Annotated in this window: 20 protein-coding genes; 7 read left to right on the forward strand and 13 right to left on the reverse strand. The window is 34.7% G+C overall.

What is annotated here, in order from left to right; genetic code table 11:
• Positions 1-230 precede the first annotated feature (230 nt).
• From CG11_RS24445 to CG11_RS24460, 4 genes are all read left to right on the forward strand, one after another.
• A complete protein-coding gene (locus tag CG11_RS24445; RefSeq protein WP_052599545.1) occupies positions 231-1,436 on the forward strand; it encodes a tetratricopeptide repeat protein in 1,206 nt (401 codons plus the stop codon).
• Positions 1,437-1,720: 284 nt separating this feature from the next.
• Positions 1,721-2,998 carry a tetratricopeptide repeat protein gene (locus tag CG11_RS24450; RefSeq protein WP_197043929.1) on the forward strand — a complete coding sequence of 426 codons (1,278 nt, stop codon included), beginning with the start codon at positions 1,721-1,723 and terminating at the stop codon, positions 2,996-2,998.
• A 169-nt stretch (positions 2,999-3,167) separates the two neighbouring features.
• Positions 3,168-3,848 (forward strand): hypothetical protein, encoded by a 681-nt coding sequence (locus CG11_RS24455; RefSeq protein ID WP_052599548.1) that lies wholly within the window; start codon positions 3,168-3,170, stop codon positions 3,846-3,848.
• 809 nt (positions 3,849-4,657) lie between these two features.
• Positions 4,658-5,368, forward strand: coding sequence for a hypothetical protein (locus CG11_RS24460; RefSeq protein WP_052599550.1), 711 nt, complete (start codon positions 4,658-4,660; stop codon positions 5,366-5,368).
• A 142-nt stretch (positions 5,369-5,510) separates the two neighbouring features.
• Here the strand turns inward: CG11_RS24460 and CG11_RS24465 are convergent, their stop codons facing one another.
• Positions 5,511-6,866 carry an MFS transporter gene (locus CG11_RS24465; RefSeq protein WP_052599553.1) on the reverse strand — a complete coding sequence of 452 codons (1,356 nt, stop codon included), beginning with the start codon at positions 6,864-6,866 and terminating at the stop codon, positions 5,511-5,513.
• A gap of 574 nt (positions 6,867-7,440) precedes the next feature.
• Here CG11_RS24465 and CG11_RS24470 point away from each other — a divergent pair.
• Positions 7,441-8,307, forward strand: a complete 867-nt coding sequence (locus CG11_RS24470; RefSeq protein ID WP_052599554.1) for a hypothetical protein — start codon at positions 7,441-7,443, stop codon at positions 8,305-8,307.
• 91 nt (positions 8,308-8,398) lie between these two features.
• On the opposite strand, the gene CG11_RS24475 is transcribed toward CG11_RS24470, so the two are convergent.
• The gene (locus CG11_RS24475; protein ID WP_052599557.1) at positions 8,399-9,754 is read right to left on the reverse strand and encodes a TIGR02594 family protein; all 1,356 of its coding nucleotides are present in this window, start codon (positions 9,752-9,754) and stop codon (positions 8,399-8,401) included.
• Positions 9,755-10,054: 300 nt separating this feature from the next.
• Between CG11_RS24475 and CG11_RS24480 the strand changes: the two genes are divergently transcribed.
• Positions 10,055-10,456: a hypothetical protein gene (locus tag CG11_RS24480; protein ID WP_052599559.1), complete on the forward strand. Its 402-nt coding sequence runs from the start codon at positions 10,055-10,057 to the stop codon at positions 10,454-10,456.
• A 56-nt stretch (positions 10,457-10,512) separates the two neighbouring features.
• Here CG11_RS24480 and CG11_RS24485 read toward each other — a convergent pair whose 3' ends face one another.
• The 6 genes from CG11_RS24485 to CG11_RS24510 all read right to left on the reverse strand — a co-directional run bounded on the left by CG11_RS24485 (position 10,513) and on the right by CG11_RS24510 (position 18,203).
• A complete protein-coding gene (locus CG11_RS24485) occupies positions 10,513-11,505 on the reverse strand; it encodes an NAD-dependent epimerase/dehydratase family protein (protein WP_052599561.1) in 993 nt (330 codons plus the stop codon).
• Positions 11,506-11,572: 67 nt separating this feature from the next.
• Entirely contained in the window at positions 11,573-13,288 is a 1,716-nt protein-coding gene (locus CG11_RS24490) for a hypothetical protein (RefSeq protein WP_156039888.1), read from the reverse strand.
• A gap of 10 nt (positions 13,289-13,298) precedes the next feature.
• Complete coding sequence (locus tag CG11_RS24495) at positions 13,299-15,629, reverse strand: hypothetical protein (protein WP_052599568.1); 2,331 nt, start codon at positions 15,627-15,629, stop codon at positions 13,299-13,301.
• A 32-nt stretch (positions 15,630-15,661) separates the two neighbouring features.
• Positions 15,662-16,390 carry a hypothetical protein gene (locus CG11_RS24500; RefSeq protein ID WP_052599569.1) on the reverse strand — a complete coding sequence of 243 codons (729 nt, stop codon included), beginning with the start codon at positions 16,388-16,390 and terminating at the stop codon, positions 15,662-15,664.
• Complete coding sequence (locus CG11_RS24505; protein ID WP_052599570.1) at positions 16,363-17,493, reverse strand: AAA family ATPase; 1,131 nt, start codon at positions 17,491-17,493, stop codon at positions 16,363-16,365. The genes CG11_RS24500 and CG11_RS24505 overlap by 28 nt, the downstream gene beginning before the upstream one ends.
• 80 nt (positions 17,494-17,573) lie before the next feature.
• Entirely contained in the window at positions 17,574-18,203 is a 630-nt protein-coding gene (locus tag CG11_RS24510) for a hypothetical protein (RefSeq protein ID WP_052599572.1), read from the reverse strand.
• A 532-nt stretch (positions 18,204-18,735) separates the two neighbouring features.
• Between CG11_RS24510 and CG11_RS24515 the strand changes: the two genes are divergently transcribed.
• Positions 18,736-20,169 (forward strand): T9SS type A sorting domain-containing protein, encoded by a 1,434-nt coding sequence (locus CG11_RS24515; RefSeq protein WP_052599574.1) that lies wholly within the window; start codon positions 18,736-18,738, stop codon positions 20,167-20,169.
• Between the two features lie 387 nt (positions 20,170-20,556).
• Here CG11_RS24515 and CG11_RS24520 read toward each other — a convergent pair whose 3' ends face one another.
• From CG11_RS24520 to CG11_RS24540, 5 genes are all read right to left on the reverse strand, one after another.
• Positions 20,557-22,860 carry a trypsin-like peptidase domain-containing protein gene (locus CG11_RS24520; protein ID WP_052599577.1) on the reverse strand — a complete coding sequence of 768 codons (2,304 nt, stop codon included), beginning with the start codon at positions 22,858-22,860 and terminating at the stop codon, positions 20,557-20,559.
• Positions 22,861-23,552: 692 nt separating this feature from the next.
• Positions 23,553-23,762: a hypothetical protein gene (locus CG11_RS24525; protein ID WP_052599580.1), complete on the reverse strand. Its 210-nt coding sequence runs from the start codon at positions 23,760-23,762 to the stop codon at positions 23,553-23,555.
• A 74-nt stretch (positions 23,763-23,836) separates the two neighbouring features.
• On the reverse strand, positions 23,837-24,268 hold the full coding sequence (locus CG11_RS24530; RefSeq protein WP_052599581.1) for a DoxX family protein: 432 nt from the start codon (positions 24,266-24,268) through the stop codon (positions 23,837-23,839).
• Between the two features lie 11 nt (positions 24,269-24,279).
• Positions 24,280-24,663 carry a hypothetical protein gene (locus tag CG11_RS24535; RefSeq protein ID WP_052599583.1) on the reverse strand — a complete coding sequence of 128 codons (384 nt, stop codon included), beginning with the start codon at positions 24,661-24,663 and terminating at the stop codon, positions 24,280-24,282.
• A 465-nt stretch (positions 24,664-25,128) separates the two neighbouring features.
• A complete protein-coding gene (locus tag CG11_RS24540) occupies positions 25,129-25,845 on the reverse strand; it encodes a nucleotidyltransferase family protein (protein ID WP_052599585.1) in 717 nt (238 codons plus the stop codon).
• Positions 25,846-26,050: the final 205 nt, after the last annotated feature.

Raw genomic sequence — 26,050 nt, forward strand, 5'->3', positions numbered from 1 at the left:
TGTTAGTGCTTGATTATTAATGTGCTATGTGGGTTGAAAAAGCATAGTGCTAAATTAAAAAAGTACAAAGTAGAGATTTCAATAAGTGCTATAAAGGAATACTTTGTTGCCTTTTCAGCTTGATTATCAGCTTTTAGTGTTAAAAATAATAAAATCATATCCTTTTGATAATCAGTTTGATGTGATTATTGAGAGAGTAATGATAAAGATAACCATAAAATATTCTAATTATGAAAAGTATATCATTGAGTATTGCGGCATTGATGTTATGGACATTGGTAAGTTGTTCTGACAATAGTCAGAAACCAACTTCTGACATCATACAACATCCTACCATTGATGCGTCTCTAGCAGAACATGAAGTAGAAATGGTTGCGCTAGCGGATGAGTCTATAGAAGGAAAAAATAAAGAAAATGAGTCGAAGACGATAGAAAAAAAGAAAGTGAATGAAAAACCACAAAAAAGTATTCAAGAATTGACGAAGGAAGTGGTTCAGTTAGAGGAGCAAGGAGGAGATGATGAAGGAAATGCGATTACTTATTATACTTATGGAGAGGCTTTGGTTGATATGAAAAAGTACGATGAGGCAATCGAAATGTATAAGGAAGCGGAGCAGCTTGGTTATGAGGATTTAAAAACATTGTATTATAAAATAGCAAGAACATATGCTTTGAATGATGATTCTTATGGTTCCATGGAAGATTATTTGATAAGTGCTAGAAAAGAAGGGTTTAGAAATTATCGTGCTTTGTTATATGATTCGGCTTTTAAGAATTGGAGAGAAGAATATGACTTTATGTATTTGTACAATGATTTATTTGGTACTAATCAAAAAGCAATGTTTAAGGCATTTGTAACCTTTGCACCAAAGAAAAGGTTGGTTCAAGATTATATAATGAGCCCTAAAGAGTTATATGAAAATACAAATTATGAGTATCGATCAAAAATGGGCTACTATGAAAATCGTCCTGCTATCAGTGGCTTTTTTGAAAATTTTGTAGAAGGTGTTTCGGATGATATGTTTAGTAGGGAAGGAGGAGATAATTATCGTTATGAAATGATGTTAGAAGAAGCGGCGTACTTTGCCGTTATTTACAGTGTGGAGGAACAATGGTCAGAATATATCTTGCCTAAGAAATATCGCTTGGTAACTTATGATTTAAAAGGAAATAAAATTTCAGAATTAGATATAGCAAAACGAGGATCGTTAAAGACTTGCAAGGGATTTGTACTACATCCCAATCATAGTTTGGTCGTCACCGATTATGAAGTGGAATGGAAAAAAGGCGCAAAAAAGCACTTAGGGAATGCTGAGCATTACTTGAATTACAAAAATTTGAAGGAAAGTAAAGCTGTTGCGACTAAAACGTATCAAATCACTACAACAGGGCGTATCGTTGAAACAGAAGGTATGGCTTCTGTAGAAATGCGATAACTTACACTAAAAAATGCACCAAAAAGGGAGTTTCTTGCATCTACTTATTAAAGAGTAGAAGCAGGAAGCTTTCTTTTATTATTTCATAAACTATTCTAATAAACATTACTCCGTTGAAAAATCGTATTAGTTTGATTATCAGCAAGATGCACTTTTATTAGCCTTTGCACTAAAAGACTGGTAATCAAACTAATACAAGATGCTTTTTTACGTTTTTACTTCGTGAGCCTACGGGTTCGTAGAAAAACTAAAAAATCAACGGAGTATTAAATAAAATAATGCCCATGAAAATGAATCTATATGTTTGTGCATTGTCAATCAGTGTATTGGTAAGCTGTTCGGATACTGTCACTAAAAAATCTGAAATTAAACAATATCCAATAGTACTGGATGAGGTAAGTGAAAAAAGTGTTACAGTAGCATCCAGATCTCCCAATGTACACATTGCTGTTCAAGAGTCTCAACCCTTATCGCCACAATTGGTGCTTCTAAGCAAAGAGGTAGAACCTGCACCACCACCTCCTCCTGAGCCTGAGCCAGAACCTGAGTGGGAAATTCTTCTTCCGCCAGAAACGATGGAAGAAAAGTGGCAACGGATTGTTCAAGGAGCGGTTGGTACGGGTAGGTACGCTTGGGAAAATGCTAGATTTTGCCAAACTTATGGGAATACATTGGTAGAACAAGGGCGTTATCAAGAGGCTATTGTTGCTTATGAGAAGGCAATAGAAATAGACTATCCATACAAGGGAGATTGTTATTGGAAAATAGCAAGAGTTTATGGATTACAAGGTAAAGATGTTTACGAAATAGATAACTATTTACTTAAAAGAAAAAGAAAGTACAGCCTACTTAAACAAACGAAGGAATTGAAAAACTACGAATTCTTATTGCAAGACACGGCTTTTCAGGCTTACAGAAAATGGGAACGTTTTTGGAATTCGTATGATCAATTGTTTAAAGGCAATAAATTGGCCATGTTTGAAGCATTTAAGTATTCTGCTCCCGAAGCCCATACGGTAGGTACTTATGATTTGGGACCCACCAACTTGTTTGAAGCGGTCAATGCTAAGTATGATGATTATCAGCTATATGAAAAAGAACATCCTATTGTGTATGGCTATTTTGATGCTTTTGTAAAAGAGGCTCGATATAGAGCTTTTAGCCGAAGTGGGCGAAATTTGTGTCGATTTGAAATGTGTATGGCACAAGAAAATTACTTCTTAGTTGTATACAGTGTGGAGGAGAGTTGGTCAGAGTATATTTTGCCTAAAAAATATTATTTAGTCACCTATAACAAGCAAGGGGATAAAATCTCGGAACTAGAAGTTGCCAAACGTGGTTCCTTAAAAACATGCAAGGCTTTTGTGCTAAATGCTGACAATAGTTTTGTTGTTACGAATTATGCTATCAAGTGGAAAAAAGGTACCAAGCAGCAATGGAGAAATAAGAATTTTTATAATCAGACACATCTCAAAAAAACAATTGCTAAATCCAGCCAAGCTTATGAGATTACGATTTCTGGTCGAGTTATAGAAGCTGGAGGCTCAATAAGTATGCGATAGTTGAATAAATAACACCTAAGTGATACATAATCAGGTTTGTATGGGGTGTATTTGGGTTTGGCATAGCCTTTGACATTTTAATACGTGTTTATAGTTGACTGATATATAAGAGGTGTAAGCAAGAACAAGAACTCAAACAATTAACGAACTACTAAAAAATCATATCCTTATGCAATTACTAAAAATAAGTTTCATTCTAAGTTTAGTAACAAGCTTATGCTCTTTTGCTTATTATTCTACCTACGAGGATGGTCGAGAGCGTTTGTACAAAGATTTTCTCAGTAAATTTGAGCAAATAAACTTGCCCAATACCATTACTTTAGAAGCCTATATTGTTACGAACGAAATGACTCCTCAAAAACGCAAAAAACAATTAGAAAAACTAGAAAGTAAAACAGAACTAAATAAGGTTTTAACGAAAGACTACGATGCTTTTATTCCTGGAATTGGGCGAGGTATGATGAGCCGAATGGGACCTAGTACTTATAAGGCTGAACTAGCTTTGGCAACGAGTGGTAAGTATAGTGCTGTGATTTATAGCGAATCTCGTGCTTTTGATGGAGGTGCTAAGTCATATCTATTAGCGACCTTTGATGGAAAAGGAAATCCGATAGCAACACGTTATTTAGGATATTCGGGACTAGAGGAACAAACAGAATTGACCATTACAGAAAGAATGGAATTGACAACAAAACGCATAGTTTTAGAAGGAGAATCTAAACGTTATGATGAGAAGGATGTTAAAAAGATGTTTATTACCCCCAAAGGAGAAATTTTAGTACATGAAGAGACAAAATCTATGGATGAAATAGAACCTGTTCAACAAAAAGCAATCCTTAAATTTTCTTAGGTACATACTTTATAAATTTTAAACAATTTCTTTTACTCATTACTCCGTTGAAAAATCGTATTAGTTTGATTATCAGCAAGATGTGTTTTTATTAACCTTTACACTAAAAGACTGGTAATCAAACTAATACAAGATGCTTTTTTACGTTTTTACTTCGTGAGCCTACGGGTTCGTAGAAAAAATAAAAAATCAACGGAGTATTATTTACTAAAAGGTAGTTCTTAATTGAGCTGCCTTTTTTTATGAATGGTTTGAAGGTGCAGAAAAATTATAATCCATTTTTGGGGGATATGTGAATGTTAAAGCGACTGTTTTTTGTAGTATGAGCGCACTTATTAGTTTGTGAAACTCATGAACAATACTTTTGCGCTACTAGGTGAAACGATTAGAAATTAAAAAAAGAAAGGTTTTAATACAATAGAAAACAAGGTTTGGAGGTTTTAGAATAGTAGATTGATTTCAACCCAACAAAAGAAAATACATGGCGAAACTATACTTGTTACATACTTAATTGAATTATTAACACAGAATCGAAAAAATACCGTGTGTTATTATTTAGTAGTTCGTGGATTAGCTGCGCTGCTACTGCGTGGTACTTCGTGAGCGCTTCGCTTTTAGTTAGCTCCCTGCGGTCGTGAGAGCGCAAGCTTAGTTTTTTAGCTTTTTTGTGAAAAACTAAAAAAGCATCTTTACATCAGTTTGATTATCAATTCTTTAAGGAATCAAGCAGCGAAAGTGTACTCTATTGATAATCAAACTGATGCGATTTTCCTACGAACTATTGATGATTCTAATCAAAAACATCAGTTATGCAAGTATTAAAAATGGGTTTAGTTGGAGCAGCACTATTGTTCTTATCATCGTTTGGAATAAATTCAGAAGCGGGAACAAGGAAAGTAAGTGCTAAATATCGGGCAGCACAATACGAACAATTTTTAGAAAAATTTGAAACGGTTGAATCGCTGCAAGAAATTCTTTTGGATGTGCGGATTCACCAGCCTTTGCCTGTGAGCGAAGCAGAATTTAAGGCAGTGAATTTGGATCGAATGGAAGTTCGAAAAGTTATTGAGAGTCGAATGTTACTGCCAGATTTTGATTTATTTTTGCCAGAGATTAGCCACAAAAGAAAAGGAGGGTTGCGCCCCAATACGTATGAGGCAGAATATTTAGTCAAGAGAACGAAAAAATTTGATCTAGTGATTTATAGTTCGTATGATGATGCGCGTCGTTATCATAAAAACTATTACTTGGCTACTTTTAATAAAAAAGGAGTTATCTTAGCCAAAGAACCAATTGGTATGAGTAATCAATATGTATATACTGCCGCAAAACTAAATCATCATTGGTTAACAAGTACGTCCGTTCTTGATGGTCAAGAGTTGCCTTTGAGTATTAAAAAAGTTAAAATTGAGCGAAAGGGGAATGTTAATGTATTGGGCGAAGTACATCCTTACCTAGATGCTGCTATAGATAAATTTAAAAATGAAACACCGAAAAATTACAGATTAAGAGTAGAGTAAATACCCCCTCTCTTTTGTATATTTTACTTGTAATCTGAAATCTGTTTTAGTCCTAAAAACAGTGGAAGGCAGCTTTTGAGCTGCCTTTTTTTTGAAATATAAGTGGCAGAAAAGCACCTAATTTTATAGGAGGATTACAAATCTAATCATCTAATATGTCTTCTAAAACATCATCCCAAGGATTGTCAAATTCGTCTGCTTCTGCTACTTTTTTCATATCACTTTCTAAATCTGTTACTTGAAGAATAATGATACCGATTATAAAAAAGAGGGTCATAAACAGCATACTATTTCTCATAGAACCAGTAATTTGATTGATAAAGCCAAAGGCAAAACTACCGATTACAATGGCTAATTTCTCTGTGATGTCAAAAAAGCTAAAGAACGAAGCCGTGTCTTTGGTCGCTTTAGGGATTAACCTAGAATAAGTAGAGCGAGAAATAGATTGTACACCTCCCATTCCTAATCCTAAAATTCCAGCTAAAATATAAAAGCCAACTTTAATGGTAAGGAAATAACAAACAATACAAATGCCTACCCATATGACCAAAATAGTACTAATAGCAAAGCGGCTACCTTTTTTGCTTGATACCCAAGAAAAGAAATAAGCACCAACAATAGCCAAAATTTGAAGAATGAGTACAACAACAATCATTTCAACAAAGGTAATGTCCATAACTTGAGAAGCAAATAAAGGAGCTAAAAGCATGACGGTTAATACGCCCATACTGTAGAAGAAGAAGGAAAGTAAGAACTTTTTCATTGTTGGTCTAGCCTTGACTTGCACAAATACTTTTCGGAGTTCTTTGATGCCACGTCCTAAGACTTGGGAAGACATTTTATTTCCTGTAGGTTGATCCTTTAGGTGATAAAAAGCAATTTGAGCAAAGCCTAACCACCAAAGTCCTACCAACAAAAAACCAAATTTGGTAGCAGTATTCACGCCATCAAAGCCAAATGTGTCTGGGAAAATGATGAACAGGAGATTAATGATTAATAAAATAACACTTCCAATATAACCAAAAGTAAAGCCTCTTGCACTAACACTATCCATTCTATCAGGGGTTGCTATCTCAGGCAGAAAACCATTATAAAAAACCAAAGATCCTGCATAACCTACACTAGCTAATACCGAACACATAATTCCGTACTCGATATTGGGACCATCAAAAAAATACAAACCCATACAAGAGGCAGCCCCCAAGTAGGTGAAAAATTGCATGAACCGCTTTTTTCCACCAATATAATCCGCAATGCCAGACAAAATAGGAGAGGTAATGACAATGACTAAAAAGGAAAAAGAGATAGCATAAGTAAACAAAACAGAACTGGAGATTTTAATCCCAAAAAATGGAACAATTTCGCCTCCAAATGCCGCTTCTGTAACACTTTCGTAGTATTTAGGAAAAATAGCCGTGGTAACAATTAAATTATAAACAGAGTTTGCCCAATCATAAGAAGACCAAGCATTGATGAGTTTTTTGCTATTTTTTTCCATATCTATGTTCGTGCTGTTGGTGTGCAGTGTCTTTTTTTAGGACAAGATAATAATAAGGTGGAAAGAAATTCATTTTCGAGTAGACTAAAATAAGATGTGTTATTTTTCTAGCTATTGAAGTAGGCATATTAGGGAATAAAAATAAAAGGAATAGGCAAGGCTGTTGGTGTGAACAAAACAATAGAAAAAGAGGAGTTCAAAAGGGACATAAATGGATTTTTGTAGTGCTTTAAAATAACATTTTGGCTATTAATTTGCACTGTTTTTTTGGCAGGAAAAATGTATTTTAGTTTAAAGCCTTAGTATGTAATATTGTTATATGTAAATTGATTTAAACCATTAATAGTCAAAACTTAATTGCCCATCAAGGTGTTTGGTTATTTCTCAATTGTTTTGGTTTTATTCAATAGAATTAACAGACTGCTAAATTTAGATAAGTGCAGGTGCAGCGTAAAATGATAAGCAATCTTAGGAAAGATGACCATCTGTAGGTTGTTGTTTATTTAGAACAGACACTTGTTATGAGTAAGACAATGGAATTCGTCCCTTTCATATTCTTGTAAAATAAAAAATTATGCAAATTAAAATTAACCTTATTGTTTACAACAGATTGTATCTCCTTATTAGTGTTTTATTCTTAACGGCTTGCCAAGGAAATAAAGAAATTAGAAAAGAGGAAAATAAAAAGCTGCTGGTTGGATTTGTTAATGAGACTGATGTAGGAATTGATTATTATCGTTCTATAAAAAGTAATGTAGCTCGTTTACAAGCATTTATGGCAGGGAAATTTGTTCAACAAGATATTGTATACTTAGATTCTTTTCTTGATAGTCTAAAAAATATAGTCAATGCAGAAGCAGAAAATACAAGCATAACAAAATTAACACAAGGCATGTATTCTACCTGGCTAGTGAATGATAATAATGACAGTGTCGTATTGTATAGTTTTCCAGTAGGTGACCCTCGTAAAGTTGGTTACTGGCTTTATCATTATCAAGTGCTAACAAGTTTGCCAGATGACCCCATTTATGAAGTTTTTGAAGAATTGATCGAAATAGATAGGGACACAATTGAGAGTTATTTTTATGCTTCTCCAAAAGACTTTGACCCTTCTTTAAAAGAGTTGTTAAAAAACTATACAGCCGAATTTAAGAGTATTAACTTGAGGAAGTTAAAACAATTGGAGGATAAAGAGAGACCAATTGAAAATGGGAAATTTTACTTGAGGCAAAACCCTATTTTTTTCAAAAGCGAAACTTATGTTACAAATCATTCATTAGATAGCCCCGTATGTGAGAAGGATATTTATGAATTGCATCCTAAATATTATTATTATCATACGATTGCCTACACCGATTCAACACGTAAAACAGTTGCTGGTGTTTATCCAGGAAGGTTCTTAAAAGAAGGTGCATTTATAGATAAATCGCTTCGTCAGTAGGGTGAATGTTTTATACGAAAAAATTAAATGTTGAATTCTAGTGTAAATAGCACTGTTTTACATTTAGAATTCAACATCCCATATTGGTATTTTATCGAGTCGAGTTCATGCCCCCACCAGAACCATAGTCGCCAGTAAATTCACCAAAGGAATAAGCATTAGCTGGTACTTCATAATTGCTAGGTACGACATAGGCTACCACCTTGCTTGTTGAGTAAGACTTGATGTTGACAGCATTTCTTTGATTGCCTCCAAGTAACAATACCTCTTCTCCTTTTTTACCAACCACAAAGCCGACATGACCTTTCCACCCAGGACCAGCACCATCCCAATCGATGACTGCGATGGCTCCATAGGCAGGTTTCCCTAGATTTTTACCATATTTTTTCCAAGAAATAGCCATTGCACTATTGGTACCTCCTTGACCTGCTTTTTTCATCACCCAATTAACAAAAGAAGAGCACCAAGGCGTTTCATCATTTTTTATATTACCTTTTACAGAAGCATGGTATTCTAAAACTCTAGGATTGTGCTTCTTCTTACTAGTATTTTCTTTGACACCTTTTTCTCCTTCTGCTATTTTTATCCAATTGGGTTTATTCAAAGGACCTGTATTGGAATTAATATCATCGCTACTAATAGGTTTTCCATTGCCAACCAAGAGCTTAAATGTTTTTCCATCAGGTTCTACAAGACCATCGCTAAATCCATTAAGATTAATGCTTTGAAACTTTTTGATGGCACTAATTGTAAGTGGTCCACATATACCAAGACCGATAAGTTTTCCACCTTTCTTTTTGAGCAATTCTTGGACTATCTTAACATCTTCCTTGTCGTTAACACCTTTTTTGCCAACGGAATTTTTGATGGATGATAAATCTAAATCTTTATTGTCTTTATTATCTTTATCAATAGGGGTATATGCATTAAGTTTTTTCCAAGTATTATCGTTGGGGGTGATAATCCCTGTGTCTGCTTCTTCTACTTTTTGTTGAAAATTTTTAATTGCTTTAATTGTTTTGGGACCACATATTCCAGAGCCTTTTAAGGGGGCATTATTTTTTTCTCTAAGCAAATTTTGAACAAGGCTTACGTCACTTTTTTTATTATCACCTTTGCGCCCAACCGAGCCACTAATACTTTTACTTGATGTTGGTTCATTTACTAACGTATGATCTACCGTGTCATCCTTGGTGCTAGACCAGTCTTTTATCCCTTCTTGGTGAGATTGCAAAGCATTTTTAATTCGTTCACTAGAGCTTAATGCTTTTTCTTTTGCCTCTATTTTATTGGCAATTTTTTTTAGACTAGTATTAAGCTTATTAAGTTTGAGTTGTTCATTTGAGTCAATCTGCCCATCTGCCATAAATAGCTTTTCATAATATCGAATGGTATCTTCATACTTTCGTATTGTTTCGCGCAACTTTGCTAGTTTTTGAAGTTTCATAGCTACTTTTTTTGAATGTTATTGAGTGTCTGTTCTAAATTGGATAGATTTTGAGGGCTAAAATAAATCGTTGGAATAGGTGTTAGTATGAAAGTGTGATTTTAATAGGTTGTCTATTAGGTAAATATAACTTTTTTTATTGAAAAAAAAACTACTTTTTGCTTCTTTACAATAAGAAAAGTAATGAGAAAAAATGGTTTTGTAGCCATTGTTAAATAACCTAGAATTAAACTTAAACAGTGGCAAATGGTGTTGTTTTTGAGGCAGGATTATTATTCTAAAAATAATAAATCATTTATTATGCGAAATGCAATACAATTTTTGGGGTTGGTATATCTTAGCATTGCATTAGTGGCCTGTAGAGTTGCGGAAGAGGATATAATAGGCACTTGGACAACTTCCGATGGCGGTACAATTACATTTAATGCAGACAGGACAGGAATAACAGTTAATTCACCTTATTTTGATTTTGCCTGTGGAGCAATTAATGGTGCTCCTATAAGTGTTGTTGATACTTTTGAGTGGTGGATTGAGTCAGAAGGCACTAGGTCTAGTTTGTGGTTGGACATACCTAACCCAGCAACATTTCCGACTTGTGAGCCTAGTTTAAAGCATCCTATTCAATTCAATGGAAATAATAGAATACGAGTAGGACCTCATATCCCTGGAGTTTTAGAAGATAACTTAGAGTTATCTAGGTAGCCACAATACGGCAAATAATAGCACAGCTAACAATTATAGATTGTACTATCTAAATTTTATGGGGCGACAATCAAATTTATTAACTCTATTCGTTTTTTTTCAGACATACCATAGTTAGGAGTGGGCCAACCGAGAGATTGATAATATTCAATGGTTTTGGCAATACTCTCTGTCCAGCCTTTTAGTTGAAACTTAAAATCGGTTTTTAATTTTTGATTCGAAAAGGTAAAATAATCTCCATTAATCCATAAAGGCATGGTTGTCCATTCTGCAATTTGTTGAGCATTCAAAACGTCAGCTGTGGCATTGATTCTATTGGGGTTTTTATCAAGTAATAAGCAAGCCGTATCCACTATTTTCTTGATAGACGCACACTCTTGACTCATGACATTATAGATTGTGTTGTGTTTGGAGATGCTCAAGGCTTCTACAACACTTTGTATCAAGTCGTCAATATAGGTAATGGAAAATAAAGAACTGCCACAATTGGGCAGCAAAAGCTCTTGGTGGTGCTGCACTTGATACAACCAGTAATACAAACGATCGGTATAATCGTATGCCCCGTAGACGAGCCCAGGTCGTAGGCTAATATAATCTACTCCCGATTGTGCTAATAATGTTTCGCAAGCTACCTTCTTTTCGCCATAAGCATCGGGTAGAGGTGTTGTTTTTTGCGTTTCAGAACAAGACAAAAGTGAACCATTTTCAGGTGTTGGCTGCTCTGATTTATGACTGTTGTCATAAACAGAACAAGTAGAAATGAAAATATATCGTTTCAATTTTGTTTTATTAATATTAGATAAAACAGCATCTAGCGAAGCAGGGTAGTAGCAAGACAAATCAATAATATAATCCCAGTTTTGTTGACCAATTTTTTGAATATCATTCGTGTTTCTGTCGCCAACAATACGCTTTAACTCAGGAAAAAGCGTTGCATTCGTCTTTCCCCTGTTAAATAAAGTAACAGAATACTGCGGATGATTTTTAAGCTGTTCAAGTAAATTTCGACCTATAAAATTAGGACCTCCAATGATTAATAATTCCTGCATCTTTATTATGATTTTAAAACGGATTGGCAGTTGTTAGTGGCGTTTTCTTTGGCAAAGAAAACCAATATTAACGCCGCTTGCTACTGTACCTTAAAATATCTTGACTAAGGTTTTTATTATCTTTATCAAAAGCAACCAACTCTTGGATGATATTGGGATTAAAAGTCGCTTGCTCTGAAATTATTTCATGTGCAATAGTTTGAATAAAAGGACTCAATGTATTCCCTTTTTTAAATTCACATTTGATAGCCCGTAAAAAAATAGGGGCATTTTTAGGGGTAACATCATGCTGATAAATTGATGCTATTGCTGCTTTTAATGTTGCTAAGTCTTTGATGTTTTTAAAATAGTTATTCAAACAATTAAAAGCATCGGATTTATTCTGCCAGCCCATTAACAACAACGATTGAGCACGAGCCACATTTTCTATCTTATTTTGGGCTAGAAAAGCAGCCTTTAGATAACGCCCTTTTTGTTTGTGTTCTTCAATGACCTTATCATAATAAAATAAAGCATCTTCCTTCTTATTCAATTCAAGATAAAGATCCCCTACTAGTTCATATTTTTGTAATTCTTTATACAACTCAATGGCTTTGGGAAGCATATTTCCATGATGATAACATCTAGCAGCGCTTTCTTTGTCGTTGCAATGCTTCAAATAGACAGAAGCAGCTTCTTGGTAAAAGTGCCCCATTTCTAAGGTTTTAGCCGCTTTATCATAGTCTTTTAGCAGTTTTAAGTAAATAAATGCCGCTTTTCTATATTTCTTTTCTTGAATGAGTTGTACGGCTGTTTCACGATATTGTTCTTGTAATTGATAGAAACCTTTGTCTCCAAGAGGCGCGCTACCGCCTAAGTTAGTAGCATTAATTTGACGACCAAATAGAGAAAAATTGTCCCAACGTTGAGATAAACTCCAAGTACCACCAACGTAACTGCTGCCTCTGCTCATACCTGTATGGTCTAAAGGAATGGCATATTTCAAAGCTTCTTCAGGATTGTTTTTTAACAAATCTAAAAGTTTATCTAGTTCTTTTTGGTTTCGTTTTTCCAACGCCTCGTATTCTTTCTGTAAGGCATCCGACCAAGTTTGCCCTTCTGTCCCAGAAATTTTGTTCCGAAAAGACTCCAAGGCACCCATCAAGCCACTTTTTTCAGTATTCCCTTCCTCATGTTGTTTAAATAGTCGTCTCAATAAAAAAAGACGGGCTTTCTCTGAGGCATTAAGGGGAGCGTCTAAAGGTTTGCCTTCCGAAAAATTGAGTGACTCCAATTGTTGAAGCAGATCTTCGGGAGAGAGGGCATAAACTTGAAACGTTTTGATGTCTTGTGGTATAACAATAGAAGAAGCAGGTCGTTTAATTTTAGGAGTTCGAGCTTTTGGTAATTCAATAAATGTTGTCCAGTTAATAGGATCAAACAGTTCTACCATGCCGAAGTCAGGATGCATTACATAGGGTTTTGATAAGAGCAAAGCATCCAATTCCTTTGCTGTTAAAGAAGGGAATAAAGATGTTTTTTCTGGGATAAATAATCGCTGATGGATGCATTGACAATATTGATTGGCACCAGCTTCTATTTTACTCAAATCTTTGGAAGAAACGAGTAAACAGCCCCAAATACTATTAGGGATTGTATTAGGAATAGGATAGACAACGATATTAGAAAGCAAAAAGCCCATGCGTTCGATCTCTTGAATCCAGTAGGTAGGAGACGGTCCTTTGATCAAAATTCCTTGAATTGGATAGGTATTATACTTGCTCTGTTTTATTTGTAAATTCATAGTATAAGGACTAAACATGTGATTGAATAGTTTCAATAAAAGGTTGTATAAACGTCTCCCAAAACTTTTGGGTATTCATAATATTAGAACTGCCCGAATTAGAACTCCTTTTGTAATAATCATTTCCTGCAAAACAATCTTTAGTACCAATTCCTAGCGCTGCATCAATAGTCATAGGGACGTAAATTGTTGGAAGGCTTCTGTCACTACTATTCAACGTAATAACACCTAGAGAAGTGATATGAACCTCACTACCATCTTTAAATGCAAATATATGTTTGTTGAGATTGTTAATTGCACTGTATGGCTGTTGTGTGGGAACCGATAGTTCTAATTTTATAACACCATAAGGGTTTAATAATAAGGTATGTTTCTTATTAAATACCAATTGTCCATTTTTATTAATTTCAACAGTTTTAATATTTTTGAGAACACTAGGAGTTGGATTTAAGTAGTTTACTTGACGGGTTAAATTTCCAAGTTCTTTTCGTCGGTCGTCATATAGTTCAAAAAAATTAGTAGGTTGCTCTACTGTTGTCAGCATCTTTTTGGCATAAAAATCAACCGACCAACAAGTGTTTTGAGCAACATAGTAAAATACATCATTGTAAAATAAAAATTCCTTTCTGGAGTCATAAGCCCAAGCTTCAAAATGTGTTTGTTTCATCACTTTGGTTTGACAATTGATTAGAGACAAGGTTTTATTTTGAAGATCAAGTACTAGTAATACATAACTTCCATCTGACATTAGTCCAATTTCATAAACACCTGATGAAAAGGGTAGGCGTTCATACATCAATTCCCACCCTTTTTGATTGTAATTATTGTCAATACCTCCAAACCAAAGCAAGCTTTTGTCCAAATTGACCATAAACACTTGGTCGTCGGTTGTAGATAGAATCTGTTTGTAGTTACTCGGCTGAGGAATTAAAATAGGACAGCAGTGAGCGACCTTATCGTTTGGTTGGATTAGTTTTGTTGGTTTTTCCCATAACTTCTCTAATGGTAATTGTATTGTTTGCAGATGTTTTTTTACTTTTTTTTGATTTTTATAAACTTTGATTTGCCCCGTTGAATTGGGGTGAATCCAAAACTGAAAATATCTTTCAAAAGAGTTGATAGCTTGTTTGAAATCACTGCTTTTACTGGCTTCTTGGACGCCAATATATATGATTTCCGTTTGCTTGGTTTGTATTTCTTTCTTTAAAAAGTCACTTAACCCACTAGAACAATCCAAGGAAGTATCTATCCATTGAAGGCTATCAATAATCGCATCTATAGAATGGAATGCAATGGATTGATACCCTAAGCGGCCACCAACAGCAAATGCTTTGCAATTCGTCTTATTTTTAGGATGATAAGCCAGTGCCAATAAAATGGCATACGCTATCGTTTTGGGAGTTCCCCAATTTTTTAAGGAAACATCAATTAACACAACACGTTCTAAATAATTGCTAGATGGAGGTGCTTCTCTTTGTAGATACAAGGCTTCATTATTCGCCAAACGAGATAAAAAGGATAGGTCATCGTATGCAAATTCAGAAATTAGTAAACGATCAAAATTACCTTTATTCGTAATGTCCGAAATGCCACCCAAAGGTTGTTGATTGGGAATAAATTGTTTGAAGGGCAAATTTAAACCCGACCATAAATATTTAATCAGCGTAGCTACAAAAAAAGTATCTATATTTTCTGTTAATTGCTCTAGCAAGATGTCTATAGAGGTGTTGTTAGTATCCTCAAGAATGTTTGCATCAATATCTGGCAAATCAGCAATAGCATCTAAAATGCTTTGGGAAGTAGGAAATTGAGCATTGAGCTGCCTAAAAACTCTAAAGTCTTTGTATAGAGCATCAGAATTAAAAGGCTTTTCTTGACTTTGAATCAAGTGAGGAAACTTTTCTTTGTGTTGCCAATGCTCTCTTAATATTTGTGTTGCTTTTTTTAAAGACAAATGATTGTGACTATTCTTAAAAATAGTTTGTAGCAGCTGAATGCGTTTATTCCCTGTTTTGTACGTTGGATGTATTGCCTCTACTTTAATAAAAAAATCAAAAGCTTGTTGTTCAATACTGTTGTTGTTTTCTTTTTGAGGAGTAACTTTTTTTAATAAACCTTTGATGTGCTCTAAATCATTTTTAGCGGTAGGATTAGTTGCTATGAGCATAAATAGCAAGGCCCCAAAAGGCGGTGTGCCTGTTGGGCTAATATATTCAAGTACTTCTAGTACAAATGCTTTGTAGGCAATTGTGCTTCCGTTGGGTATGGCAATGACTTCGGTATGATCCTCCCATTGCCAGAAGTAATTTCTATAGGCTTGAAAATAAGCTTGTAATCTCATGGTTTTGTGTTGGCGTTTGCGATGCTTTGTGTTTAAGTACGAATGGATATTGTTTTTCGATAAGAACTTAAAGAGAGTGTTTGAATAAATGAGGACTCAATGCAATAATAATTGCTATCTGTAGACCAAACAATCCAGTCATCTGAATTAGGTACAATATTATGTTGAATATTTTGAGCTAAAGTAGGGTAATTAAAATCATAACCAGCAGGAATCAGAAATTGCCCTGACTTCCAATAAACAGCTCCTTGTATGGGCAAAAAAGGAATTCCGAAAAGGAGTGCTTTATCCTCAATGATACACCATTTTAGTGGCTTCAACCGAATGGCAGAGCTGGTTTTGATAAACCTACCCAAATCCTCTATGTGCGACAACAAAGCAAAGCCCTCTTGTTCTTTGTTAGAGGGAACGATTTGAATGCTGATTTTTTCAGAGGTTCCAAAGTAATTATGATTCAAAGTAGGCAACTGTATAGGCAATGCTCTTTGTATCGGTGTCCACAAAATTTGAGGTATAGAACAATGCGGAAGCAAACTACCCATCAAAGATAATTGCTGTTCCTGTTCATAATAAGCGACATGAAAAGGAATAGATTTGATCGCAACAGAATTTACTTGTTCTATGGTTAGTTCCTTAATCCATACGAAATCTGCTTCGTAACCAAGTTTTAAATTGTCCCAATGTCGGATATTTGCCAAAAATTCTATTTGGTTTTTAGGAATTCGTAAGTAATTTACAATGTCTGAAGCATGCTTTTCCATAAGTCCTCAATTTTGTTTTGAATATGGGTTTTGTGAGCTTGATCTTGTACCCAATTGCACCGAGTTTGAAGGTGCCTTAACTGGTCTTTAATAAGGTTTTTTTCTTCAAAAGAAAGCCCTTCGTTTTGCCATTTTTGATTCAAATCCAACACTTCCGCTAGTAATTTCTCTGGGTTAGGTATTTGGTTAAAATGAGCTTGTGGATGCGCTTGCGGATGTGTTTCTTTTTCTATTAATGCATCTACAATACCAGCTAATACTTCTACTTGTTCTTCTGTATCCCAAATATATTTTACCACCCAAAGGTCGGACAAAATAGCAGCTTTACGTCCACTGATTAGGGCACTTGCGGCTAGTAGATTCTGAAGCTTGACAGCACGGCGGTCAGATACCTTGATACCTGCATTTCGCAAATGATGAATCAATTGGATAAAATCTTGACGAATTGGACTTAAATCGACTGTTTTAGCTTCGTTTTGAAGTTCTTGAATGCTTTGAGGGCTAATAAATGGACGTTGTACCGTAGTCTTGTTTTCAAGTTTCCAGCCTGCTGTTAATACAGCATCTAATAGGTCAGGTGCAACATAGTGACATTGAATCCTCAATAAGAAACGATCCAGTAAGGCATTTAATGCTTCATCTTCTGGCAATTGATTGCTAGCCCCAACAAACATTAGAGTAGGCAAAGGTTTGGTCTCTTTTCCTCTGCGAAAAACCTTTTCGTTCAAAGCCATTAATAAGCTATTTAAAATAGCAGAGTTGGCGTTAAAAATTTCATCTAAAAAGACAACAGAAGCCTCAGGGAGCATTCCTTCTGTGTTGGTCACAAGGTCGCCTTCTTTTAATTTTCGAATATCGAAAGGACCAAAAATTTCATTGGGTTCTGTAAAGCGGGTAAGCAAGTATTCAAAGTTCTTGCCTCCTTCGATACAGTTTGCTAAACTACGTATAATAGCACTTTTGGCAGTTCCTGGAGGTCCCAAAAGAAAAGCATTTTCTTTGGCAACTAGGGCGATCCCTAATAGATCAATAATAGCATCTTTACCTACAAAGGTGTTTTTTACAAATCGAAGGACATGGTTTAGTTGTTCTATATGGTTCATTATAGTTGTATATAATTAATTAAAAATTAGAGATTTGAAATGATAAAATCATTATGCATTAGTCAATGAATGGCTCTCAATTATGAATGGCTAAACTTTAGATCGCTCCAAAATAATTGGCTATGCCAACCTAGGCTAGCTTGAATTCCTGCTTTGAAAATAGCTAATTCTGCTAAGGAATGAACTTTGCGTTCAATAATTCTATCAATATACAGTTGATATAAGCACGGACTTTGGGGTATGGTACTAAAATTTATATTTGTATACTCTATCGAGTAACCAATTGCAGAGTAGTGCCAGATGCTTATAATATTTTCTAAAATATCAACTAAGGGATCTTCGGCGTCAATAATCTTTAATTTCGTAATAATTGAAGGAATAAAACGTAAGCACAAGTCAGCAGATAAAATAGCAGATGGAGTAATTACACCTTCAAAAGAAGGAAATAAGGAGACCAATTCTTTAGGCTGGTTTTCTCTGTATAAAATGAGTTGCGAAGCAAAGTAAACTGTTTTAGCTGCCCAAAGTGCGGCTTGAGGATGAAAATCAGGCGTTTCATGAGGATATGAAATGCTTTCTTCTTGATATTCTGTTTCTAAAAAATAAATAACATCTTCTACTTCACTATCTTGTACACTCAATAAATTGCCATATAACATGACTTCTTCTTGTCGCAGATTGAGTAGCATTTTTAGAAATAAATTGGTCATTTTGATAAGGTTTAGTTTAGCTAGAGTAAAGTAAGGTTGTTTGAGTGTTAATATCGTTAATGAGCAAATTATTATAATACAAAATAAGAAAAAAAAGTTCCCCGAATAAAGAAGGATTATGTAGGCTGTGCAAGTAGAGGTGGAAATAAGTTGGTGTAAAATTGCTGATAAACAATACTCGTTAAAAGCTCTTTTATTTCGTTTGATAATCAAAGTTTTATGTGTTAAAGTAGGCTATTATTATCTGATAAGCTCAATATTATGTATTTTAGAATGTTGAATGTTTAGTGTATATTAGTTTAGTTGTTGTCGGTTTGCAAAAAGTATATTTGTAATCATTTTTAAACCAAGTAAATGATCTGTTTGCTGAAAATTCAGAAGTTTTAAGGGGTGTGTCATCTGGTTATTTACCAGTGATAAAAAATTATAGTTAAAAAAGAAGGTTGTTTAGCTGCGCTGCTACTTCGTGGTTTATATAATTTTTCTGAATGATTACATATATGTATTTATACATTATTAAACAAGATTAACTATGCATAGATTACCTATAGAATTGGGACTTTTGTTATTGATTTTGAACATTTCTACTGCCTTTGCTCAAAATTGGACACCTATCTCAATCACTGGCAAAACGAATTATAAAGCTCATAACTTGAGTATTTATCCTATACAAGCCTATTCTCTTGTAGATTTATATTATGTACCCACCTCGATTGTGTTTCGAACAATAGAAGTGGATAGTGTGCAACAAGTGAATGGTTTAACAAATTATTTTTTCAATGATGTTTCTTTTTTGGCAGCTGGAGTTGGTATCAAAGCTCACCAACCTAATTTTTTAGAGCGCAAGATGGTCTCAGGGGGAGGAGGTGTTTATAATTTTTATGATCCAGATACACTTGTTCTCAATACACAAGCAAGTATAAATGACAGTTGGACCTATAATCAAAATACTCAAAATATAGCAACCGTGACCAATATTGTTCAAGATACTGTTTTGGGACAAGTGGACTCTATCAAAGTAATTCATTTATCTTTAGGTGATAGTATTTTACTATCTAAAAATCATGGAATTGTATACTTTCCAGATACTTCGGATCTCTATTACACATTAGCTGGAATTGAGTATACACCCACTAATTTTATTGGACAACAAATGCCAAGTACTTCGAATACCTATGATTATGAAGTGGGGGATGTCTTGGTGTATGAGTCGAGAACTGTATACATCAACTCTAGTTCATTATTACGAGAGAAATATACTGTGTTATCAAAATCAGGTAACAATTATACATTTCGAAAAGAATCTTTCCAAAAAAACAATAATTATGGTAATCAGTCAATAACAACTGCTGTAGGAACAACCTCCCTATTGCCCTATTATCATGACGAAGAACTTGTTTCTAATGGGGAGATTATGGCTTCTAATTATCCTCAAGAGTATAGGTTGTGTGTCATTACAGAAGATAGAGCAGGTAAAGCAATTAAAAAAGTTACACCATTTAGACTTAGCAATTACAGCCCCAATCCTGGTATCTATAATATCATTTCAAGTTCTAAGAGTAGATTCTTTGCCTCTGGTCTGGGCTTTTTATATGATGAGGAATCTAATCACTTAGGTAGTTTTGAAAATCAACTTGTTGCATACGTAAAAGATGGTGTCTTAGTAGGAGATACTACTACATTATCCTCTTTAGTACCCATTACTAAGATAGAAAAACTTCCAATAGAAGTTAAGACGTTTCCACAACCAACAGATGTACTCCTTAATATTGAATTAGATGGTAGCGCTTTGGAACTTGGTCAAGTTCAATTACTGAATTCAGCAGGGCAATTAGTGCTTGAGTGCGCTTATAAAGGGGAAAATATCTTTAGTATTGATGTGACAGGAGTAGAGCAAGGTATCTACATCTTGAAAATTATAACGGATGAAAAATATGCCACTAAGAAAGTAGTCATTGGACACTAAAATTATAAGCTTGGTTAAAGCGAGCTTGTGGAATGCGTTTTCCATTAATACTTCTACTTGTTCTTTTCTGTATCCCAAATATACTTTACCACTCAAAGATCAGATAAAATAGTTATTTAGTGGTCACTATTTTGGTCATTTTGATAAGGTTTAGTTTAGCTAGAGTAAAGTAAGGTTGTTTGAGTGTTAATATCGTTAATGAGCAAATTATTATAATACAAAATAAGAAAAAAAAGTTCCTTGGAGATTATGTAGGTATATCATTTTATTGGTGATAATTTCTACTACTAAGACAAAGTAGCAGCACAACTAACTACTAAAAAAAAGACGCCAAGAAAAAATCTTGGCGTCTGTTGTGTTGCTGCTGTGTTAAGAAAAAATATCCCTTTATTGTTTGATAACCTTTCTAACAAGCTGTTTTTTATCGTTTGCAAACGTAATAAAATAAACTCCACGATTTAAATCATTCAACACAACCGTTTTATTTTGGAGCGTGCCAGTTTTTACAATTTGACCTTGTAAATTCACCAATGTATAATTCGTAAGCCCTTCAATATTGGTTTGAATTTGTAGTTGATCTGTAAATGGATTAGGTGACACGTTTAAGAAGGTTCCTTGTACTTTTTCAACGTTGCTAACATCGACACTAGCACTTTCGTTGCTATTGACACAGAAGTTCTTTGTCTCTGTACTGCTAAAACTTCCTCCAGAAGCTAAAACAGTTCCGCTTGACGCATTGCTAAGAGAATAAGAACCATTACCGTATGCACAACACATACCATCTCCATAAGAGTCATTAACAGTTAGTGTGTAACAACCAGCTGGCAAACATTGATTGATGTTGAGCGTAGAGCCATCTGCTTGGTTAGGATAAGTACCTCCAGAAGCAACAGTAGCACCAGCACTATTTTTGATGTTCCAGCTTGTTTCTTCTGGATAATTATCAAACTTGAGAGTCAAGCGAGTATCGATACAAGTTGGAGTAGCCGTACCTGATATAGAGAATGCATCTACAGCCATGTCTCCTTGCCAAGTTGTTCCTGTTGTACCATTAAATCGTAACTTTAACTCTGTTTCGGAAGTATAACTGTTTAGACTGACAGTAGCTGTTTGCCAAGAATTTCCTTGGTTACCTGCTTTAGACCAAATTGTAGTCCAAGAAGTTCCATTAGTGCTTGCTTCTAGTTTTAAATTTCCCATTGCAGCAGCACCATACATATGATACTTGAAGGTTAAGCTAGGAGAACTCAAGCCGGATAAGTCAAAACAAGGGCTATTTAAGATAGCTTGTTTGCTAGAGTAGTTTGGAGAAGATGATTCCATATAAACATAGTAACTACCGCTACTTGCAGCACTTGGTCCTGTATTAGAAGAAGGTGTGCCACCTGAATTGCGACTCCAGTTAAAGTCATCACCACTTGCTTGTGTCCAAGCACCAAAGTTGGTTTCAAAACTTTCAGTATATGGGAAAGAACTTATGGTTGAACTACAATTGGCTGGTGGATTGGTGCCTCCATCAACACCACAATTAGGCATGTCATTACCAATGTGTGCGATTAACTTATCGCTTCTACCACTAGAACCGTTGGTACAGCCACCTGTATTGTGAATGGCAACTACTAAATTAGAATTATAATCCAAAACAGGAGATCCAGAACTACCACCTTCTGTATCAGCATAATAACGAATGCCATTAGTTGTCACGGTATTAACTTGTGCATTACCATTGGCATCACCTCCTTGGTCTGTTTTTACTGTAATCTCTTTGCGTCTACCTCCTGGATGCCCTACGATGTAAATGCGATCATTTACAGAAGGTGCAACAGAACTCAAGCTTAAATAGCCGTAGGTGCTAGTTGGATTATTTGGAAGTTTTAGTAACGTATAATCTAGTGTAGAACTAGTTTTGATAAATGTAGAAGAAGATGCGACAACATCAGAAGTGGAATTACCAGAGCCATTACAATTAGTATGATGATAATTGAACATAAAATCAGTGTTAGCTGCCGCAGAAGCCGTGCCAACACAGTGATTATTTGTCATCAAATGACCATCACAACCTAGTAACCAACCTGTACAAAGACTAGAGCCATTGATTAATAATCGGCAAACAGCCCGGCCTTTGGTGTACATGGTTGTTCCATTATAGCAAATGATAGGTTCTTTTTCGTCACCACCACAAATTGATTTTTCTGCTAAGATAGCATCAATCTTTTCTTGTGGATAGCCATAAGCAACTCGTGCTATGTCAAAACCGTAGTAGTTGGACGCATTTTGAGCATGGAGACGAACAATAATACGCTCGTCAAATAAAACTTTGGTCCAAAAATCACTGATCGTATTTAGCTGAGTATCAATGATTTTACCTTGACCACCATAAATGATAGATTCTCCAATATTAGGAGCTGTAATCTCTACATAATCACCTGGCGCTAAGTTGAAATTTTTAAAGTATAATTTGATGTAAGAAGCTTGTTTGGAATAGAACTCTTTTTCGAAGATAATCCCTGTTGTACCAGTTGCATTGTAAGGATGTTGAGTCTGTATGTTTAATGCTTCCTCATCTCCAATTTTGAGTGGTTTGCTAGGTCGATCGAGATGGTTTTGAGAGGAGTGGTTAGATCCTGTAAGTGGGCTTTGGGCGTAGGTAAGACTACTAATGAATAGTAGGAAAAATAATAAATTTTTCATCATAAATAGTTTTAATTAAAACAGAAAGTGTGTGTAGCGTACTACCAAGGGGGATGTCGTATTGGGGAATATTAAATCCTTTGTTTATCTGTTGTGAGGGTGTTTGGATAGATTGATGTTAACTAGTGTTTTTCAATTGAATCATTTGAAATTGTTTTAAGTAGAATGAGGAAAATTTTGAATAAGTATTATGGTGTTTGTGTTTTGTATCTATGTTGTTATTTGTAATTATACACATTAAAAATCATAAAAAGTAAAATTTAATTTTGTTATTAGGTTTTAAGTCGAAACCTAATTTCGTTTAAAAAAGGAGTTAGATTTAATATATTTAGGGGTAATATTTGAAGTGTTAAGTTTTTTATTTTGATTAGTCTTGTTATTTGAAATAAAATTTTGTTTAAGCTTGGTTTTATATCCGTTATTAAAATTTTCTTAACATATAATTAAGAGTTTAAAAAGTTTTCTAAATCTGTAAAACGTAGTGTTATTTTAGTTATGTATTATCTATTGAAAAATAAAGAGTAAGGTTTTTTGTGGTTTTAAACCCAAGCTTTTGACTTATTTAACTGTACAGCTACATTGCGGTTTCGAGAGACTATTGTTGGCTAAAACTGGAAATAAAAAAGAAGTCTTACCGCTAATTGGTGGCAAGACTTCTTCTTAATAGAGAGGAGGTATAGATGTAAAGGATGTTATCTTTTGCGATCTACTTTGCTAATGAAAAAAAAGAAGACAATAGCTGATATACCATAAAAGACCATAAACGCAGGATCTCTCTTGGCAAATTCTAATTTTAATCCAAAAAGATCTAAATAAACAATCAAAGTATACAAAAGAACTTCTATTCCAATAAATAATAAAAACAAGGTAACAAAGTGGCGGCTATCGTTAGAGTTGCTCATAAATAGTAAATCTTAATTTATTTTAATAGTGTGCCAAAGCCATACTATTTAGTATAGCAAATTATCGTATGAAGTTAAAGTGAACGACTATGGTTAATATAATAATCGATAGAAAACCGATCCCATTGACTAGGCAGCAACAATAGAGCAATTAAAAGCATCGCACGGTACATAACATGAGACAAATCCCAAATGGGTTCTGCGTAGCCATGTCCAAATGTTACAAGAACCAAAACAGATGCTAGAGCATATAAGGCATAATCTCGTTTTAAACCAATCACAAGCAACAACCCTCCTATAAGTTCTACATAAGAAGTATAATAAGCTGTTCCTAACAACAGGAATTTAGGAATACTAGCATAGGCTTGAGTAGCAAATGCCATTTGATAAATGCCGTCTACTGTATAGGTAAATACCTTGCCGTATCCTTGCATTAAAAAGATAAAACCCAATAATAAGCGCAATGTTAACACAGCAACTTGCTGATTAAGAGGAACAGTTTGCATGGAATGTTTTTTTATAAGTCAATGGTTTCTGGACCTTTGTGAAGGTAAATGTGACACTCATCTCCTCCAATAATGTAGGCTTGCTCCACAATAATAGAACCATTCGAGAAACCAACAAAATGAAAGCTATCTTTTTTGTTGACTAAATTACTATGATAAGCATCAGTTATAACAGGATAAAAACTATCGGACTCATTCGGATCTTCATATTTAAGGGTATCCCCATCTGATATTCTAATGGTATAGTAGCGATCGAGTTGCTGACCATTGATGCCTACATCTATACTTTTGTAAATAGTACTGCAGATGATATCATCCTGTGGTTGAGTAGGGGCACAAGAAATGAGTTGATAAAATCCTATTATTAGGAAGGAAAAGAAGAAAAATCGTTTCATAAAGTTGTGTGTGTTTATTTTTACTAATGTAATTTACGGGACACTCATTTAGACTAAAGCCAAAAGGCTAGAGCAATGGTGTCTCTACTTAAAACAACAAAATGAAAGCGGTCTTTGTTCTTGGTAAAAAGGAGCTTGTCCTTGTTTATAGATGTTTTAATGTTTTGTAATAACAATAGTTCGTTGAAACCACGCAGTAGCAGCGAAGCTAAACTTTATTATTTTGATAATCAACAAGTTACAGTTTTACTGTATTTTGTGTTAAAAATTTGATTATCAACTGCGCAGCACTCACGAAGTACCACGAAGTAGCAGCGCAGCTAAACTAATATAAATGTGCTTTTTTATCTTTTTGGTAAAAAAGTAAACAACTAAGCGATAGCGATCTCACGACCGCAGGGAGCTACCACGAAGTAGCACCGCAGGTAATCAACGAACTACTATAATAAAAGAAGATGGATATATTTAATCCAAAAACTCTAATGCAGCTCTCAAACGTTCAGGTTTGCCTACATCAAACCAATAATCTTGGTTGTGAGGATAGGCTATGATTTTGTGTTTGTCTGCTAAATTGAGGTATGTTTCTATAATAGAAAATTTGCCTTTTTGTGTCATCAAATTGAGCAAAGAAGGACGAATAATGTGTATGCCACTAAAGGCATACGATTGAATTTTTTGTGCAGGGCGAACATGTCGAATGGCTTTTGTTTTGGTGTTTGTCCAACCACACAGTTCTTGCTGTTCGTTGAACAACAAATAGCGGGAACTTTCTCTATTCCGTGTTGCTAGTGTTGCTAAAGCCTCGTGCTGCTGGTGATGGCGGAGCATAGTCGATAAATTGATGTTAGAAAGTACATCGACATTGTAAATAACAACGGCTTCTTCTTCTTCAAAATGTGCTTTAGCTTTTAACAAGCCTCCACCTGTTTCCAACAGTGCTGCTCGTTCATCTGAAATAGAAATACAACAACCAAAATTCTGATGTACCTCCAATTCTTTTAGTACCTTTTCACCAAAATGATGAATGTTAATGACAATATCTATGATCCCAAAAGATTTTAAATGTTCTACAGCATGTTGTAAAAGTGTTTTTCCATGGACTTTTACCAAAGCTTTGGGGCGGTCATTGGTTAAGGGGCGAAGGCGAGTACCCAAACCTGCTGCAAATAGCATTGCTTTCATAATATCTCTTTAACAATTTTATAAACTTTACCAATATCTTTTGCTAATTATTTTAGCCAATCCTATTCTTATTTTAATGCCTTATTTGGAGACATCATGCAAAAATCATGGCTTTATCATGCAATCAAAAAATTGCAAAATACTAAAAAATAGGACAGTGTAAAAGTATTGTTTAAACTTGAATATGTGTTCAATTTTGTTATAT

It is taken from the genome of Aureispira sp. CCB-QB1, from assembly GCF_000724545.1.
In the GTDB taxonomy this organism is placed as follows: Bacteria; Bacteroidota; Bacteroidia; order Chitinophagales; family Saprospiraceae; genus Aureispira.